Raw genomic sequence first — 14813 nt, 5'->3', positions numbered from 1 at the left:
GCGTTCCGTTTATGTATCAGGGAGCACCGCCATCTATGGAGAGGAACGAGACAGATTATGCCGCATCCCAATGAAACCAAACGAGTGACGAAAACATCATTATATTCCTGGGTGCTATTCAGGAATCTTCACTTGCAGCTGCTTGTTGTGGGAGTCATTGTCATCACCGTGGTCATGCGTGTCCTTCCACTGGAGATGCAGAAGCGGATCATCAACGAGGCCATTGGTTTGCGCGATCTGAATGCCTTGTACCTGTACTGCGGCCTGTATATAGGTGCCGTGACTCTGGCTGGCATACTGAAATTCATCATCAACCTGCTACAGGTCTACATCGGGGAGCGAACACTCAGGACTGTCCGTGAGCGACTCTACGAACATCTGCTCTCCCTGCCCATTCAGTTCTATCGCCGTACTTCTCCCGGCAACGTCATTTCCTACATCATCACCGAATTCATCCCGGTTGCCACATTCATCGGACAGGCTGTTGCCGTGCCTGCGGTCAACATCCTGACGTTCTTTGCCATGGCCGGTTACATGATCTATCTGAATCCGACCATCGGACTCATTTCCATTTCCATCTATCCCATCGAGTTGTTCGTGCTGCCGCGGCTCCAGAAGCGGTTCCGCCGAGCCAATCGACGGCGTATGAAACACACGCAGAAACTGTCCGGTCTGGTGGGCGAGGCCGTGTCAGGTGTGCACGAGGTACACTCCAACGCATCGATCCCGCTTGAATCCCGCCGGTTCAAATCGGTACTTGATGAGTTGTATAAGGCCACGGTTCTGCAAAACGGGCTCAAGTTCGCCATCAAGTTCGTCAACAATTTTTTCATGAGCCTCGGGCCGTTCATCCTGTTCCTGATCGGTGGTTACTATGCCATTCAGGGTCGCTTCGACGTTGGTGCCATCGTGGCGTTTCTTTCCGCCTACGAAAAGCTGTATGATCCGTGGAAGGAGCTCATGGAGTTTTGGCAGGTCTACCAGGACAGCTCTGTCCGCTACAAGCAGATCATGCGTGCCTTTGACCAGAGCCCGGAATTTCTCCAGGCCGTGGAAGGCCGTTCCCCGTATGCTCTCGACAATGATCTGGAAGTCAAAGACCTCACCTTTGTTGTCGGTGGCAACATCAAGCTGCTGGATCGTATTTCCCTCAAGGTCAAAGGGGGCGAACATGTGGCGCTGGTCGGCTTTTCCGGTTCAGGTAAATCCACATTGGCGCTCTGTGTGGCCCAGCTGTACAAGTATACCGGTGGGTCGGTGCTCATCGGCGGCAGGGAAGTCAGTGAACTGACCAAGCAGGATATGAGTTACAATCTGGGCATGGTCGCCCAGCATCCGTTCATTTTTGACGGGACCGTCAAGGAGAACCTTCTGTACTCCTGCAAGTCGCTGACCATGCAGGGTGGCTCCTGTACGTCCAGAGGCGACGAGCCTGACCTCGACACACTGATCAAGGTTACCCAACAGGTCGGGCTCTATACCGATGTACTCGCTTTTGCCCTGCGCGCCCGCCTTGAGCCCGGAGCGCATATCCAGTTGCGCGATGATATCGTCGAGGTTCGTCGCGACTTCCAGGAAGGTGAAGAGGGCATGTATGCAGATGTGGCTGAATCCATTGAGTTCTTTGATATGGAACACTACTCCCGTTACATGACCGTTGCCGAAAACATTGCTTTCGGCTCGGCCGTGGACGAAAAGTATGACCAGGAGCATCTGCATCTCCATCCGCGGTTCCTCGAATTTCTGGAGAGTCATGGACTCATGGCGCATCTGACCGTGCTTGGTGAAACACTGGCCCGTGTTGTCACGGATGAGCTGGGTCCCGAACCCGAGCCGCAGATGTTTGAAAACAGTCCCATCCCCGAAGAGCTGTACGGCGAATATCAGAAGGTGGCCAACCGACTCGATTCAGGCAACCCCCTCAGTGAAGAGGAAACCGCGTTGGTCCACAAGCTGGCATTGGCGTTTATCCCCGGTATCCATCGTCAGGTGGACCTGGACAGAGGCTTTGCCAACCGCGTGGTCAATTCTCGCCAGGACTTCATGAAGATGGTCGAAGAAGAGTTCCCGGGAGCCTTCGCCTTCTTTATCGGCGATCACTATATCGATTCCATCAATATCAAGGATAATATCCTGTTCGGCCGTGTTCGTTCGGATGATCCGGATGCCGAAGACGAGATCAACCATCGCATCATGCAGGCCCTGATCATGCAAGGCGCACTGGAGCCGGTCATTGAGATCGGGCTTGAATTTGAGGTCGGTTCCATGGGAGATCGTCTTTCCGGTGGACAGCGACAGAAAATCGCCCTTGCCCGGACATTCCTCAAGAATCCGCCCATCCTCATTCTGGATGAAGCAACGGCTGCGCTGGATAACAAGTCGCAGGCCCGGGTGCAGAATATCATTACTTCCAATCTGAAAGGACGCTCCACTGTGTTGGCGGTCATTCATCGCCTGGATATGCTGCCGCATTACGACAAGGTCGTGGTGCTCAAGGCGGGTAAAATCGTGGAACAGGGTGGCTACGAGGAATTGATCGAGCGCAAGGGAGCGCTCTACACGTTGGTTCGCGGCACTCAGGATTAACAGCTTAGCCCTGAAGAAAAGGATGGAAACCAGCGTGATAAGCCGTCTTTTGTGTCATTTTTTTGCGGATGTGCAAAAAAATGTTCACAAAAGAAAGAAAAATAACATTGTTTTTTCGCTTTACACGCTATTTTTTTGCATGTAGGCCTGATTTACCCAAATCGGGACTCTCTCTCTCATAGGGCTTCGGCCTCGGGGTTCGCTCCGGGGCCGAAGACCAGTCTTCCTTCCCCAAGCCACCAGTTCCAATAGAGTTGAAAAAAACGCAATTGATGCGTAGTTTCCTGTGGATTCAAAGGAAACGCATGGCACATGGTGCCGACACATATTTCAAGGAGACAAATATGGAACCCGCAGAGAAAGCAACGGAACTCTTCCGTCAGATGAACAAAAACCGTCGCGATGTGTTCAAAGCATATCAGAGCTTCACCTCATCCATCAAAAAGGGCAGCTCCATCGAGGACAAATACCAGTCGCTGATCCTCATCGCCTGTTCCATTCTCTCGCAGTGCGACATGTGTATTTCCCTGCATGTCCAGAACGCGGCAACCCACGGTGCAACCAAGGATGAAATCATCGATGCCGGTCTTTTGGCTGTTGCCATGGGTGGCTCCCCGCGCATGATGTATATGCGCCACATTTACGAAGAAGTGGACAAACTCTTCGATTAGAACGAATTGAAACCGATAGAAAAGGCCGTACAAGCATGCTTGTACGGCCTTTTTTGTGGCTTCTGGCGATGAAGTCTTCAGAGGAGTCGATTCTACAGGCCGAGTTCCTGATCAATGAGCACGACCCGGATTCGTCCTTCGGGCCAGCTCTTTTCCATGATCGTCCACACATTGCAGATGCGCTCCGGGCTTTTGCACTGCTGGCATTTGCCGGTCTTGGCGCATGGAGTCGCCGTGTTGTGACGTTTGGCATTGAGCGGGGCTGCCTGTTCACGGATGCGCTTTACCGCTTCATCCGTGTTCTTGACGATCTTGTTGGTTCCCACGGTCACGATGACGTCGGTGGGACCGAAGACCAGTCCGGCCACGCGATTGCCGACCATGTCGAGATTCACGAGCTTGCCGTCCATGGTCAGGGCGTTGGTTCCGGTCAGGAACAGGTCGGCAAGCAGCGCCTCCCGCCGTCGTTGCAGAATGGTGGCTCGATCCACCCCCGGCTCAAAGGTGTCGATGAACCGAATGGCGGGATCGTGTCTGAAAGTTTCCAGCACACCGGTTTCCATGAGGGTCATCGAGTCGCCGTAAGAGACCACTCCGGGCGCCAGTTCCGGGATGATCTCGGAAAGGATTATTTCGGCAGCGTGGGACGTGTCATCCGCCAGATAGGGGAGGAATCGGTTCGTTTCAAGGGCGGCGAGTGTCTGTTCGATGCGTTTGGACATGGCAGCTTCCGGGTTGGTGTGAATGATGGTCGACCCTACCCATGTCTGCCATTCCCGGCAACCGGCTAGGCGAGATGCGCCCGTATGTCGGCAACTATCTTATCCGCACCATCTCCCATCCCGACCAGGTCGATACGGGACGGGTCACTGATCCCCACGCCCAACTCGGCAGCACGCTTGATCTGCTCCTGATCTGCCACCGAGCCTCGCATCACCTCCCGGGTGGTGCCGAATGTACGCAGGATGGCAACGCCCACGCTGTCCACGGCTACCGGGTCGGTGCCTGCTATGATTACGCCCGGATATACTTCCTTGCCTGTGTGCGGACCGCCGGAGACAAACGCCTTGAGTCCGTCCATGATGATGAGGTCATTACGGAACGCCAGCCCGATCTCGGCAATGAGCGACCGCTGTCGCGAGGAGGAGTGTAGTTCGCGCATGTAGTTGTACCCGTCGTTGGGGTCATACTTTGCAATGGCTCCCACCACATTCTTGAGGGACATGGTAAAATGGCCGCCGTACTGATGGGTCTTGAGGCAACACGTCTGGATGACCTTGTCTGCCTCCTCAAAGGGACGGGCCAGCAGGAATCCGCGCTTCCAGTGGGACCGCTTGGGTGAATGGGGTACATAGCCGTCCGCATCCAGGTCATCCATGATCACCACTTCCGCCCCGTGTTCTTCGCAGATGGTGTTAACACCCATGGTTTGCAGGACCGAAGCGGTGTCGCCCATGCCGCTTCGTTCCGGCAGGGTGATGGATCGGGCGCCTGCATCCCGCAGAGTCTGAATGATGGCTTCCAGTGTGTCCGGGTGTGTCGAGGCCGGGAACGGATCGGCGCTGTTGTAATTCGCCTTGAGCGCGACGCGGCTGCCATCAATGCCGTGCAGCCCGAAATACTCCATGGCAGCCCGGACTCCCTTCTTTCTGTCATCTGTGGCAATAACGACGACAGTGGTGGTTGTGTTCATTGCTCGTGCCTTCCGTGGGAATCCGGCTCCCGACAAAATCCCTGCGCCAAGAAACAGTAAAGTTCGCAGGCATCGACGCCGTCCCATGGATGTCTGATGTGCTCTGGTCATGCTTTTCCCTCCATTATGCATACTACGGGGAAGCATGACACATGTAAAGTGATGGCAGGAGCGGCCTTCTTCGGTTTCTGTTTTCAAAGGTCCATGCTTTTGGTAGGGATCAGCCGAACGTCATACACAAGGATGCACATGCCATGAGAATTGTTGTCGCCGGCGGGTATGCCCCGTCCCTGCTTTCACTGCGCGGTCCCCTCCTGAAGCGATTGGTCGCGTTGGGCCATGAGGTACACGCACTGGCTCCGCTGCACACCCCGGATGTCGGGCCGCAATTGGAAGCGCTGGGAGTGGAATATTCCATCATTCCCCTTGCGCCGGGTGTGTTCAATCCCTTTGCCGACATCAGCTCGCTGCTGCACTTCAAGCAGATCATGCACCGCATCAATCCTGATCTGGTCTTTTCCTACTCCTTCAAACCAGTGGTCTTCGGGGCTCTTTCGGCACGGATGGCGTGGGTCGCTCATAAGAAGCGCGTCTACGGCATGGTGACTGGGCTGGGCTATGATTTCCTTCGTGACAGCGGGCTTCTGCGCAGCGTTCGGTTCGCCGTGACCAAAAGCATGTACCGCTCCGGCCTGCGAGCCTGTGACGGAGTGATTTTTCAAAAGGACGAGGATGAATCTCTGTTCCGGACATTGAACCTGCTGCCCGACCATGCCGAAACCACCGTGATCAACGGAACGGGCGTGGATCTGGAAGAGTATGATGTGGCACCACTGCCGGAAGCGCCTTCCTTCCTGTGCCGTTCCGAACTGCGCGCTTCCATGGGCGTGCGCGAATACGCAGCCGCTGCATTGCGTCTGAAAAAGCAGTACCCGGATATTTCCTTTCGCCTGCTCGGTCTGCTGACCGACAAGGATGACGCCATCCCTGAGAGCGAGGTCAATTCCTGGCGTGAGGGCGGTCTGGACATCGTCGGCGCGACAGAGGACGAGCGGGCCGAGATCGCCCGTTCCTCGGTCTTTGTCTGGCCGAGCCACCGTGAATCCGCTCCCCAGCCCGTGCTCCGGGCCATGGCCATGGGCCGCGCGGTCGTTGCTGCGGACTCCCCCGGGTGTCGTGAAGCGGTCGAATTCGGGAGAAATGGCTTGCTTGTACCGTTTGGCGACGAGCAGGGGCTGGTCGACGCCATGCAAACCCTGATCAATGATCCGTCGCAGGTTGCGGCAATGGGAGCCAGCGGCAGGGCGCTTGTCGAGGACCGCTTCGACGCACAGGCGCACAACGACGCGCTTCTCTCCTTCATGGGCCTCATCTGATCGAACATTTACTCGGGACCTCTGGCATTAAGCGTGTTGATGAGGTATAATGGGACCAAATTGTCCGGTCTCCGCTCGCGCCCGTTCGGGTGCGGACGGATCGGCCCAACTTCTGGAGGTCCTGAATGAATGTGAACAGAATTCTCCTGCCCGTCGACGGCTCCGGTCCCTCGGACGCCGCTGCAGACATGGCCATCGGTATGGCCCTGGATAACAACGCCACCATCGTGCTCCTGCATGTGCGCAGACCCGTTCCCACAGGACTCGGTCAACCCAATGCGGATGACCTGCTCGATATCCTTACCAAGGGAGCCGAGGCGGTCATGGATCACTACCGCGAAAAGCTCGAAGATGCCGATGTGGATTATACTGATCTGGTCATCGGCGGCGATGTGGCTGAAGTGGTGGATAACGTGGTCCGTGTGGAAAAGTGCGATATGGTCGTCATGGGCTCCAAGGGCAAGTCCGATCTCGAAGGACTGATTCTCGGCTCGGCGACCCACAAGGTCCTGCATATGGTTTCTGTCCCGGTGCTGGTGGTCAAGTAACGCTCGCCATAATGTGTGACATGTCGCTGTCTCGCTATGAAAAGACCCCATGGTGGACTGCCGGAGGAAGCTGGTGATCGCCGGATATGTGAAACTGTATCGCTCCGAACGCCTTGAGCAACGTGTTGCCGAGGCGCTCGGGCGATTGAAAAAATGCCGCCTATGCCCGCGCAACTGCGGAGTCGATCGCCTCAGTGGCGAAACCGGCTTCTGCGGCAGCGGGCGACGGGCGGTGGTCAGCAGTTACAACGCCCACTTCGGGGAGGAAGCTCCTCTGGTGGGCGAACATGGTTCCGGCACCATCTTCTTTGCGGGATGCAATCTCGGCTGCACCTTCTGCCAGAATTACGACATCAGCCGTGATGCCGATTTTGGTCTCGAGGCCGACCCGGAAGAACTGGCCGGGGTGATGCTGGAGTTGCAGAAGCAGGGTTGTCACAACATCAATTTCGTCACCCCCAGCCATGTGGTCCCGCAGATTCTGGAGGCGCTGCCCATTGCGGCTGCCCATGGTCTGTCCATCCCGCTCGTGTACAACACCAGCGGCTATGATGCGCTGAAAACCCTTCGCCTGCTCGACGGGGTCATCGACATCTACATGCCGGATGTGAAGATATGGGAGCCTGCCCATGCAGCCACCCTGCTTGGTGCGGGCGACTACCCCGAGCGGGCGCGGCTGGCGGTTCGGGAGATGCATCGACAGGTGGGCGACCTGCAACTGGATCATCAGGACAGGGCGTTGCGCGGCCTGCTGGTGCGGCATCTGGTCATGCCGGATGGTATTGCCGGGAGCGACCAGTGGATGGAGTTCATAGCCGACCTTTCGCGGGAGACCTTCGTCAACATCATGGATCAATACCGCCCGTGCGGTGAGGTCGAAGCCACCGGTCTGGCCGATCGAATGATTACCCGCGAAGAATATGATTCGGCGCGAAAGGCGGCCAGGTCCAACGGTTTGCAGCGTTTTGAAGTGCGCAGTGACCGGTTTTTTGCCCGGATACTGCGCTAAGGTACATTTTTGTCATCGTTTTTGCTTTTGATTCCTATTTGTTGCATGACCCGTTGACAAAAGTGTGTATGATACTGGTAAATAGGCGTTTATTTTTGCTAAATTTGTTAAAAAACGGCTTCTTTTTTGTTCTTTCTCTTGTGGGGTGACGGGCAAGTCGTGTACATTGCTCATGTTTCCCATGCTGGCATGGAGATTGTTACGGCTACGCCGTACCCCTTACGCCATGAACCATTTTTCATTCGGAGGAGATCTATGGATATTCCTGTTTTCAACTGCAAGAACGCTGACGACGTGATGAAAGCCGTCAAGGATTACAATGTCAGCTTCATTCAGTATTGGTTTCTTGACATTCTGGGCACGCTGAAGAGCTTCCAGATCACCCCGAGCGAGTTGGAAGCATCTTTTGAGGAAGGCATGGGCTTTGATGGCTCTTCCATCCTCGGTTTCTGCCGCATCGATGAATCCGACATGGTCGCCATGCCCGACCCGACCACCTTCCAGATCTGCTCCTGGCGTCCCAGCGACAAGCCGGTTGCAAGGATGTTCTGCGATGTGGTCAACCCTGACGGCACCCCCTTCGAGGCCGACTCCCGCTATGTCCTGAAAAAGGTCATGGGTCAGGCTGCGGAAAAGGGCTACACCTTCTATGTCGGCCCCGAGCTGGAATTTTTCCTCTTCGCCGATGATCAGGACACCGAAGTGCTCGACTCCGGCGGATACTTTGATGCGCCGCCCCTTGATCTCGGTAACAATATCCGTCGCGATATCATCTTTGCGCTCGATGCCATGGGTATTCAGGTGGAGTACTCGCACCACGAGGTCGCCCCGTCCCAGCACGAAATCGACCTGCGCTTCCAGGAAGGCATGCGCATGGCCGACACCGCCATGACCTATCGCGTGGTGGTCAAGGAAACCGCCCGCAAGCACGGCTGTTACGCCACCTTCATGCCCAAGCCGATTTTCGGTGAAAACGGCTCCGGCATGCATGTCCACCAGTCGCTTTTCAAGAACGGGAAGAACGTCTTTTATGATGCTTCCGATGAGTACCACCTGTCCGAAGAAGGCAAGTCCTACATCGCGGGTATTCTGAAACACGCCCCGGAATTCGTGGCCATCACCAACCAGTGGGTCAACTCCTACAAGCGTCTGGTGCCGGGCTACGAAGCGCCGGTGTACATTGCCTGGGCGCGTCGCAACCGCTCCGCCCTTGTCCGTGTGCCCATGTACAAACCCGGTAAGGAAAACGCCACCCGCATGGAACTGCGTTGCCCGGACCCGGCAGCCAACCCCTATCTGTGCTTCGCTGTCCAGTTGGCCGCAGGACTCCGTGGCATGGAAGAAGGATACGAACTGGCTGATCCGGTCGAGGATGATATCTTCTCCATGAATGAGCGTCAGCTCAAGCGCAACAAGATCAAGGCGCTGCCCGGCTCGCTGTACGAAGCCGCCGTGTCCCTGCGCAAGTCCAAGTTCATGAAAGAAGTGCTGGGTGAACACCTGCACAACGCCCTCGTGGAAAACAAGCTCGCCGAGTGGGACGAATACCGCACCCAGGTCACCGAGTACGAATTGGACAAGTACCTGCCCATTCTCTAGACCATTCGCCATTGCCATTTGCCATCAATAAAGAAAGGCCCTCCAAGTGGAGGGCCTTTCTTTATTGTATAGGTGTTACTAAAAAATGTATTCAATGTCGGATATTATCCCGTTCTCAGGTGTTGTAACAATTTTCTTAATTAACCGATAAGAAACAGTGCCCTACCCGAGAATGTTGTCTGATGCTTGCGCTATTTCCTCTAAAGGCTTATCGATATCAAATATTTTTATCTGCAAGTCTTTTGTGTTAATGAGACCTCTGCACGGCAAATCCCACACTTTTACTCTTTAACTATTTGATTTATTATGCTATTATTTCTCCATCCAAAGGAGGAAGGCATGGCTATTCGGCAGAAAGGACCTCGGTTGGGTGATTACTTCCTGGGGCACCGCAGAACCAAGACCACATTTCTGGATGAGATCAACGAACTCATCGACTGGCAGCCCATCAACGCCTTTCTGTGCAAGAAGATCAGGCGCAAGGCCAACGCCGTGGGCAATCCCGCCTATCCGCCTCTGGCGATGTTCAAGATTCTGCTCTTGCAGCGTTGGTACAACCTGAGTGATCCGGGCGTGGAGCAGGCGCTGCTCGACCGGCTCTCCTTTGTCAGATTTACCGGTTTTTCCATCGAGGACGACGTGCCGGACGAGACCACCATATGCCGTTTCCGTAACGGTTTGATCCGCCTGAAGGTGCTGGACTCCTTGCTCGACATGCTTAACCGCCAGCTTGAAGGACAAGGGCTTCTTGTCCGTGAGGGAGCCGTGGTGGACGCCTCGGTAGTCGAGTCGCAGCGGCGGCCGCGCAAGGTTATCGACGTGATGCCTGAGGACCGTTCCGAGGACGCCGAAGAACAGGATGGGCCGGTGGACTGCCGGGTCAGCTATTCGGATGACGAGGAGGCGGCCTGGCTCCGCAAGAGAAATCGGGCCTATTACGGCTACAAGCTCCATGCCGCGACGGACAGTCGAGACGGGTTTCTGCTCTGTGGTCACATCACTCCCGCGAACCATTCGGACACGGGCGAATTCGAGCGGCTCGTGAATGGCGTCGGCCTTGATCCCGGCGCACGGGTTTATGCGGACAAGGGCTATTGCAGCGGGAAGAACCGGGACATTCTGTTTGATCGCGATTTGGAGGACGGAACCATGGACAAGACGCCTCGTGGCGGCAGGCTGACAGACTTCGAAAAGACCCGCAACCGTGACATCAGCAGCATTCGGCAAATAGTCGAGCGGGCCTTCGGCACACTCAAACGTGGCTACGCATTCTTTCGGTCCCGATACGTGGGTCGTGAGAAGGTGGAGGGAGAGTTCCACATCCTCGCCATGGCGTTCAATTTGAAAAAAGCTGTTCGACTGGCGCGAGCCTGAAGGGAGAGGTGCGTCCAAAATCCGGCATTTCGGCCAGAAATGGCAGGAAAAGGCCGGGAATGAGCCCAAGCTGGGGTGCGGTCAGAACATCAAATTGGGTGCGGAGCGCAAGGCACGGACGCGAAAAGGGGATGCGCAGAGGTCTCGTTAATAGGATTAATACTACGAGAGGTGGGCATGGGAGTATGTATTTTTTGTGGTGGCAAAGCGGGACTATTCAGAAAAGAGCACCGCGAGTGTCGAGCACGATACAACGAAGGCAAGAGCCAAATAGTTGATATCGTTTCTTCATCTGTAGGGGGTGACACCGACTATGCTAGGATAACATCAGATATTCAGGAAATAGCCAGTGAGTGTTGTATCAGTGAAGACCAAATCGATCAGCTTATCAAAAATGGTGGCAACAAAGCCGTTGATGCTGCGTTTGAAGATGATTTTTTGTCAAAACAAGAAGAAGAGGATTTGATCCGATTTATGGATCACTTTTCCCTGAAACAAGACAATTTTAATGGGTTCACACGTATTGTAAAGGGAGCAATATTACGTGAGGTGATGGAAGGCACACTGCCTAATAGAATGAAATTCGTTGATATTCCATTTAATTTAATGAAATCAGAACAATTGGTGTATGCCTTTAATGATGTAGACTATTATGAGCAAAAGACAAAACGTGAGTACGTAGGTGGTAGCAAGGGGGTTAGTGTTCGAGTTGCTAAAGGAGTATATTTTAGGACTAGTAGCTTTCGTGGGCATCCAATTGAACGTACTGAAACGATACATACAGATACAGGGGTCATGGGTATTACGAACAAGCACATATACTTTTTTGGACCACACAAACAGTTCCGAGTTAAATATGATAAAATTATAGCTTTCACTCCGTATACTGATGGCATTGGGCTCCAGCGAGATGCTGCAACAGCAAAGCCACAAACCTTTTCTACTGGTGACGGCTGGTTCACATATAATTTGATCGTTAATCTTTCGCAGATGTAAAAAAACTCCCTTAGCCTAAAAGCTAAGGGAGTTTTTACCGTTATATTTGATGTAATAGCCTTACACTCTCAGCCGCGCTCAGCACAGCCTAACTGATTGACGAAATCTTCCGATTAAAAGCTGCGGACCTTCTCCAGGAAGCCGGTGGTGGAATATCCTTCGAGCAGGGGGAGGCTCAGGACCTGACCGCCGGCCTTGGTGACAATGTCGCCGCCGACGATGTCTTCCACGGGCCAGTCACCGCCTTTGACCAGCACCTGCGGGCGGGCGGCCTTGATCAGCTCCAGCGGGGTGGATTCGTGAAAAATCACGATGTAATCCACACACTCCAGACCGGCGAGCACGAAGGCGCGTTCATCCTGCGAGTTGAGCGGGCGATCCGCGCCCTTGCCCAGCATCTTGACGGATTCGTCGGAGTTGAGACCGAGCAGCAGGGAATCGCCCTGTGCGCGGGCACGGGTCAGCAGATCCACGTGGCCGGGATGCAGCACATCGAAACAGCCATTGGTGAAGACCAGCTTGTGGCCGGGCATGAATTCCGCTTTCCGTTTCAGGAACGTGCGGATGGACATCAGCTTGGAGTTTTCGGGCAGGGACATGACGCGCCTCCTATTTTTGGCAGGGCGTACGCCCGGGAACGTTTTTGGGTTGCAGCTTGGTGGTATCGTGGAACAGCATCAGCTCGAACCAGTCCATGGCAAAGGAGAGACAGACAAACTCATCGTTGAGGATGGCCTGCTGGCGCTTTTCGTCCACATCCACCCGCTCGAAAAGACGCATTTTCTCGATGAAACGCTGGAACTCGTCGACCTTGTACAGGGCAAGGGTCGCCATGTGGCTCATCTTGTCCGATACCGGGCGGCCACCTTCCTTGATGCGGGCGAGAATATTCATGTAGCGATCATTGCTCGCGGTATATTCCTGGAAACCCTGATCTTCCTTCCAGCTCTGGCCGGTCCATTCGTCCGGCTCCTGAAAGCCTTTGCAGTGATCTTCCTGGACAATGAAGAACTGTTCCTTGATGCCGCCGTCGCCGTCAGGGCGTGTGGCACGACCCAGCGGATACATGCGGCAGGCGCCGGGGCGGTCCTGATACACGGCACATCCCTGATCACTGACAAAGTGACAGGTGCGGGCCTTGTTGTCGGACATGCGGAGTTTGAAAACAGGGAAATTCGTATCGGAGGCGCGGTGTCCTACGGTGTACACGCGGAGAAAATCGATGGAGTTTTTACCCAGGGACTTACGCATGCGCAGGATATCGTAGGGGGTCAGCGGCAGGTCGAGATCGCTACAGCAGGCGTTGAAGCAGGATATGCCGGGATAACATTTGAAGTTGTATGTCTTGCCTTCTTCAAGTTCCGGCAGGGAGGCCAGAAATTCTTTGGTTTCATCTGTACTCATGATCATTCTCCGGGGCGGTGGCCCTCGTGTGTTTTCGGCAGGTCGGATTTCCCCGCTGCCGGAGGCCGTGGTAGCACGACTTGGCCTGATGGCAAAGTCCCGTTTTTCGGCTAGTCCTCGGACTCCTGAGCCGCTTCGTCGGCTTCGGCCTGGGCAACGCCCTCCGATGTGATGAGGGAAGCGTAGGCATCCTTGAAGATCAGCTTGGTGGCCAGTTCATCGGCCTGCTCGCCCAGCTCCATGAGTCGTTCGAGAAAGTCGAGAATCAGCAAGCGGCGCTCTTCCTCACCGTGCTCGAATTCGAATTTGCAGTCGCCGCTCTCAAAGTAGTGGGCAACGCGTTCCAGATATTCCACGTCCAGCATATTGGTCTCCTAATCGTGATGGTAGGGCATGTTTTTATGAATGGTTCCGGCTCGGTACAACTGCTCAAGCAGGAGCAGGCGCGCCAGCTCGTGAGGCAGGGTCATGTCGCTGAGCCGGATGGAATAGCGGGCGGCCGCCTTGACTTCGTCGGACAGTCCGAAAGGACCGCCAATGACGAAAACGGGCCGCTGGTTGGGGGCGTCCGTCCATTTGCGCAGTCGTTTCGCCAACTGCCGTGAGGTCAATCGGTCGCCGTGTTCGTCCAGAATGACGAGCACATCACCTTTCTTCATCTTGGCGAGTATTCCCTCGCCTTCCTTCCTGTTGCGATCGTCATTGGGCAACTTGCTGGGGCCGTCCTTGACCATGGACTCTTCCAGCTTGAAAAATCGGGAAAGTTTCTTCCAGTAATGCGCGCACCCCTCCTGGGCGAAGGATTCCTTGAGCTTGCCGACCCAGATAAAACTGATTTTGCTCATCGAATGCTCTCTAGCTCCAGGGACAGGCTGCCGCCCTCCCAGTCGATGCGCACGTACCCGCCATGGGCCAGCATGCCGGGGTTGATTACTGGCGTGCTGCCGATGTGGTCGATGCCGCTGGATTCATGAATGTGGCCGGTGAGCACGGCGGCAGGCTGTACGCGCTCGATGAATGCGCGGACGCCGGGGCTGCCCACATGGTCGCCGGAACCGATGCGGTCCACCGTGCTGCCGTGGGGCGGCTCATGGATGGCTATGATGAGCTGGTCGAAGTCGGCGGCCTTGGCGTAGGTCTCATCAAGCCATTGTGTCAGGGTGGCTTCGGGCACCTCGCCGGGGGTTGCGAACGGGGTCGGCGTAGACAGCCCGACTCCCATCAGGCCCAAACCGGGAGCCAGCGTGCGGACGCGAAGATGGATATCCATATCCAGCTCCACCAGAAAAGCCTGTACCGCGTCGGTATCCATGTTGCCCGGCTGGGCAAGGATGCGCGGATTCATGCCCTGAAGCGTGCTGATGACTTCCTGGGCGGCTTCGCGGCTGCCGCGATTGGTGATGTCGCCGGTGATGATCACAGCCTCGGCCGTATCCAGCTCGGGGATGAAGCGGGCCGTGCCCGTGGATTCGTGTATGTCGCCGAATGCGATCCAATGCATGTGGCTTCTCCGTGAGTTGATCCTGTTTGGCCGGGAACGGTAGTCCACCGGCCCCA

15 protein-coding genes are annotated in these 14813 nt (G+C 55.4%); 8 read left to right on the top strand and 7 right to left on the bottom strand.

Going from position 1 to position 14813, the window contains the following annotated elements:
• Positions 1–132 precede the first annotated feature (132 nt).
• On the top strand, positions 133–2586 hold the full coding sequence (locus DPRO_RS08335) for an ABC transporter transmembrane domain-containing protein (RefSeq protein ID WP_232005752.1): 2454 nt from the start codon (positions 133–135) through the stop codon (positions 2584–2586).
• 344 nt (positions 2587–2930) lie between these two features.
• A complete protein-coding gene (locus DPRO_RS08330) occupies positions 2931–3257 on the top strand; it encodes a carboxymuconolactone decarboxylase family protein (RefSeq protein ID WP_097013687.1) in 327 nt (108 codons plus the stop codon).
• 92 nt (positions 3258–3349) lie between these two features.
• On the opposite strand, the gene DPRO_RS08325 is transcribed toward DPRO_RS08330, so the two are convergent.
• Complete coding sequence (locus DPRO_RS08325) at positions 3350–3979, bottom strand: lactate utilization protein (protein ID WP_097011625.1); 630 nt, start codon at positions 3977–3979, stop codon at positions 3350–3352.
• A 65-nt stretch (positions 3980–4044) separates the two neighbouring features.
• Positions 4045–5061, bottom strand: coding sequence for a DUF362 domain-containing protein (locus DPRO_RS08320; protein ID WP_097011624.1), 1017 nt, complete (start codon positions 5059–5061; stop codon positions 4045–4047).
• 143 nt (positions 5062–5204) lie between these two features.
• Between DPRO_RS08320 and DPRO_RS08315 the strand changes: the two genes are divergently transcribed.
• The 6 genes from DPRO_RS08315 (at position 5205) to DPRO_RS08290 (ending at position 11852) form a co-directional block, all read left to right on the top strand.
• Complete coding sequence (locus DPRO_RS08315; protein WP_097011623.1) at positions 5205–6326, top strand: glycosyltransferase family 4 protein; 1122 nt, start codon at positions 5205–5207, stop codon at positions 6324–6326.
• A gap of 125 nt (positions 6327–6451) precedes the next feature.
• Positions 6452–6874, top strand: coding sequence for a universal stress protein (locus DPRO_RS08310; protein WP_097011622.1), 423 nt, complete (start codon positions 6452–6454; stop codon positions 6872–6874).
• A gap of 73 nt (positions 6875–6947) precedes the next feature.
• Positions 6948–7883: a radical SAM protein gene (locus tag DPRO_RS08305; RefSeq protein WP_232005751.1), complete on the top strand. Its 936-nt coding sequence runs from the start codon at positions 6948–6950 to the stop codon at positions 7881–7883.
• 255 nt (positions 7884–8138) lie between these two features.
• Positions 8139–9482 (top strand): glutamine synthetase family protein, encoded by a 1344-nt coding sequence (locus tag DPRO_RS08300; protein WP_097011621.1) that lies wholly within the window; start codon positions 8139–8141, stop codon positions 9480–9482.
• 306 nt (positions 9483–9788) lie between these two features.
• The gene (locus DPRO_RS08295) at positions 9789–10856 is read left to right on the top strand and encodes an IS5 family transposase (protein ID WP_097010253.1); all 1068 of its coding nucleotides are present in this window, start codon (positions 9789–9791) and stop codon (positions 10854–10856) included.
• Between the two features lie 177 nt (positions 10857–11033).
• Complete coding sequence (locus DPRO_RS08290; protein WP_097011620.1) at positions 11034–11852, top strand: hypothetical protein; 819 nt, start codon at positions 11034–11036, stop codon at positions 11850–11852.
• Between the two features lie 113 nt (positions 11853–11965).
• Here DPRO_RS08290 and rfaE2 read toward each other — a convergent pair whose 3' ends face one another.
• The 5 genes from rfaE2 to DPRO_RS08265 form a co-directional block, all read right to left on the bottom strand.
• A complete protein-coding gene (gene rfaE2, locus DPRO_RS08285; RefSeq protein ID WP_097011619.1) occupies positions 11966–12451 on the bottom strand; it encodes a D-glycero-beta-D-manno-heptose 1-phosphate adenylyltransferase in 486 nt (161 codons plus the stop codon).
• Between the two features lie 10 nt (positions 12452–12461).
• On the bottom strand, positions 12462–13256 hold the full coding sequence (locus tag DPRO_RS08280; protein WP_097011618.1) for a YkgJ family cysteine cluster protein: 795 nt from the start codon (positions 13254–13256) through the stop codon (positions 12462–12464).
• A gap of 110 nt (positions 13257–13366) precedes the next feature.
• Positions 13367–13621, bottom strand: a complete 255-nt coding sequence (locus tag DPRO_RS08275; protein WP_097011617.1) for a hypothetical protein — start codon at positions 13619–13621, stop codon at positions 13367–13369.
• A gap of 9 nt (positions 13622–13630) precedes the next feature.
• A complete protein-coding gene (locus DPRO_RS08270) occupies positions 13631–14101 on the bottom strand; it encodes a 23S rRNA (pseudouridine(1915)-N(3))-methyltransferase RlmH (RefSeq protein ID WP_097011616.1) in 471 nt (156 codons plus the stop codon).
• Entirely contained in the window at positions 14098–14757 is a 660-nt protein-coding gene (locus tag DPRO_RS08265) for a metallophosphoesterase family protein (RefSeq protein ID WP_097011615.1), read from the bottom strand. Before DPRO_RS08265 ends, DPRO_RS08270 begins: the two co-directional genes overlap by 4 nt.
• Positions 14758–14813 lie beyond the last annotated feature (56 nt).

This window comes from Pseudodesulfovibrio profundus (genome assembly GCF_900217235.1).
GTDB classification, from domain to species: domain Bacteria; phylum Desulfobacterota; class Desulfovibrionia; order Desulfovibrionales; family Desulfovibrionaceae; genus Pseudodesulfovibrio; species Pseudodesulfovibrio profundus.
Note: the sequence above shows the minus strand (reverse complement) of the source record. Positions and strands in the feature narration are given on the sequence as shown.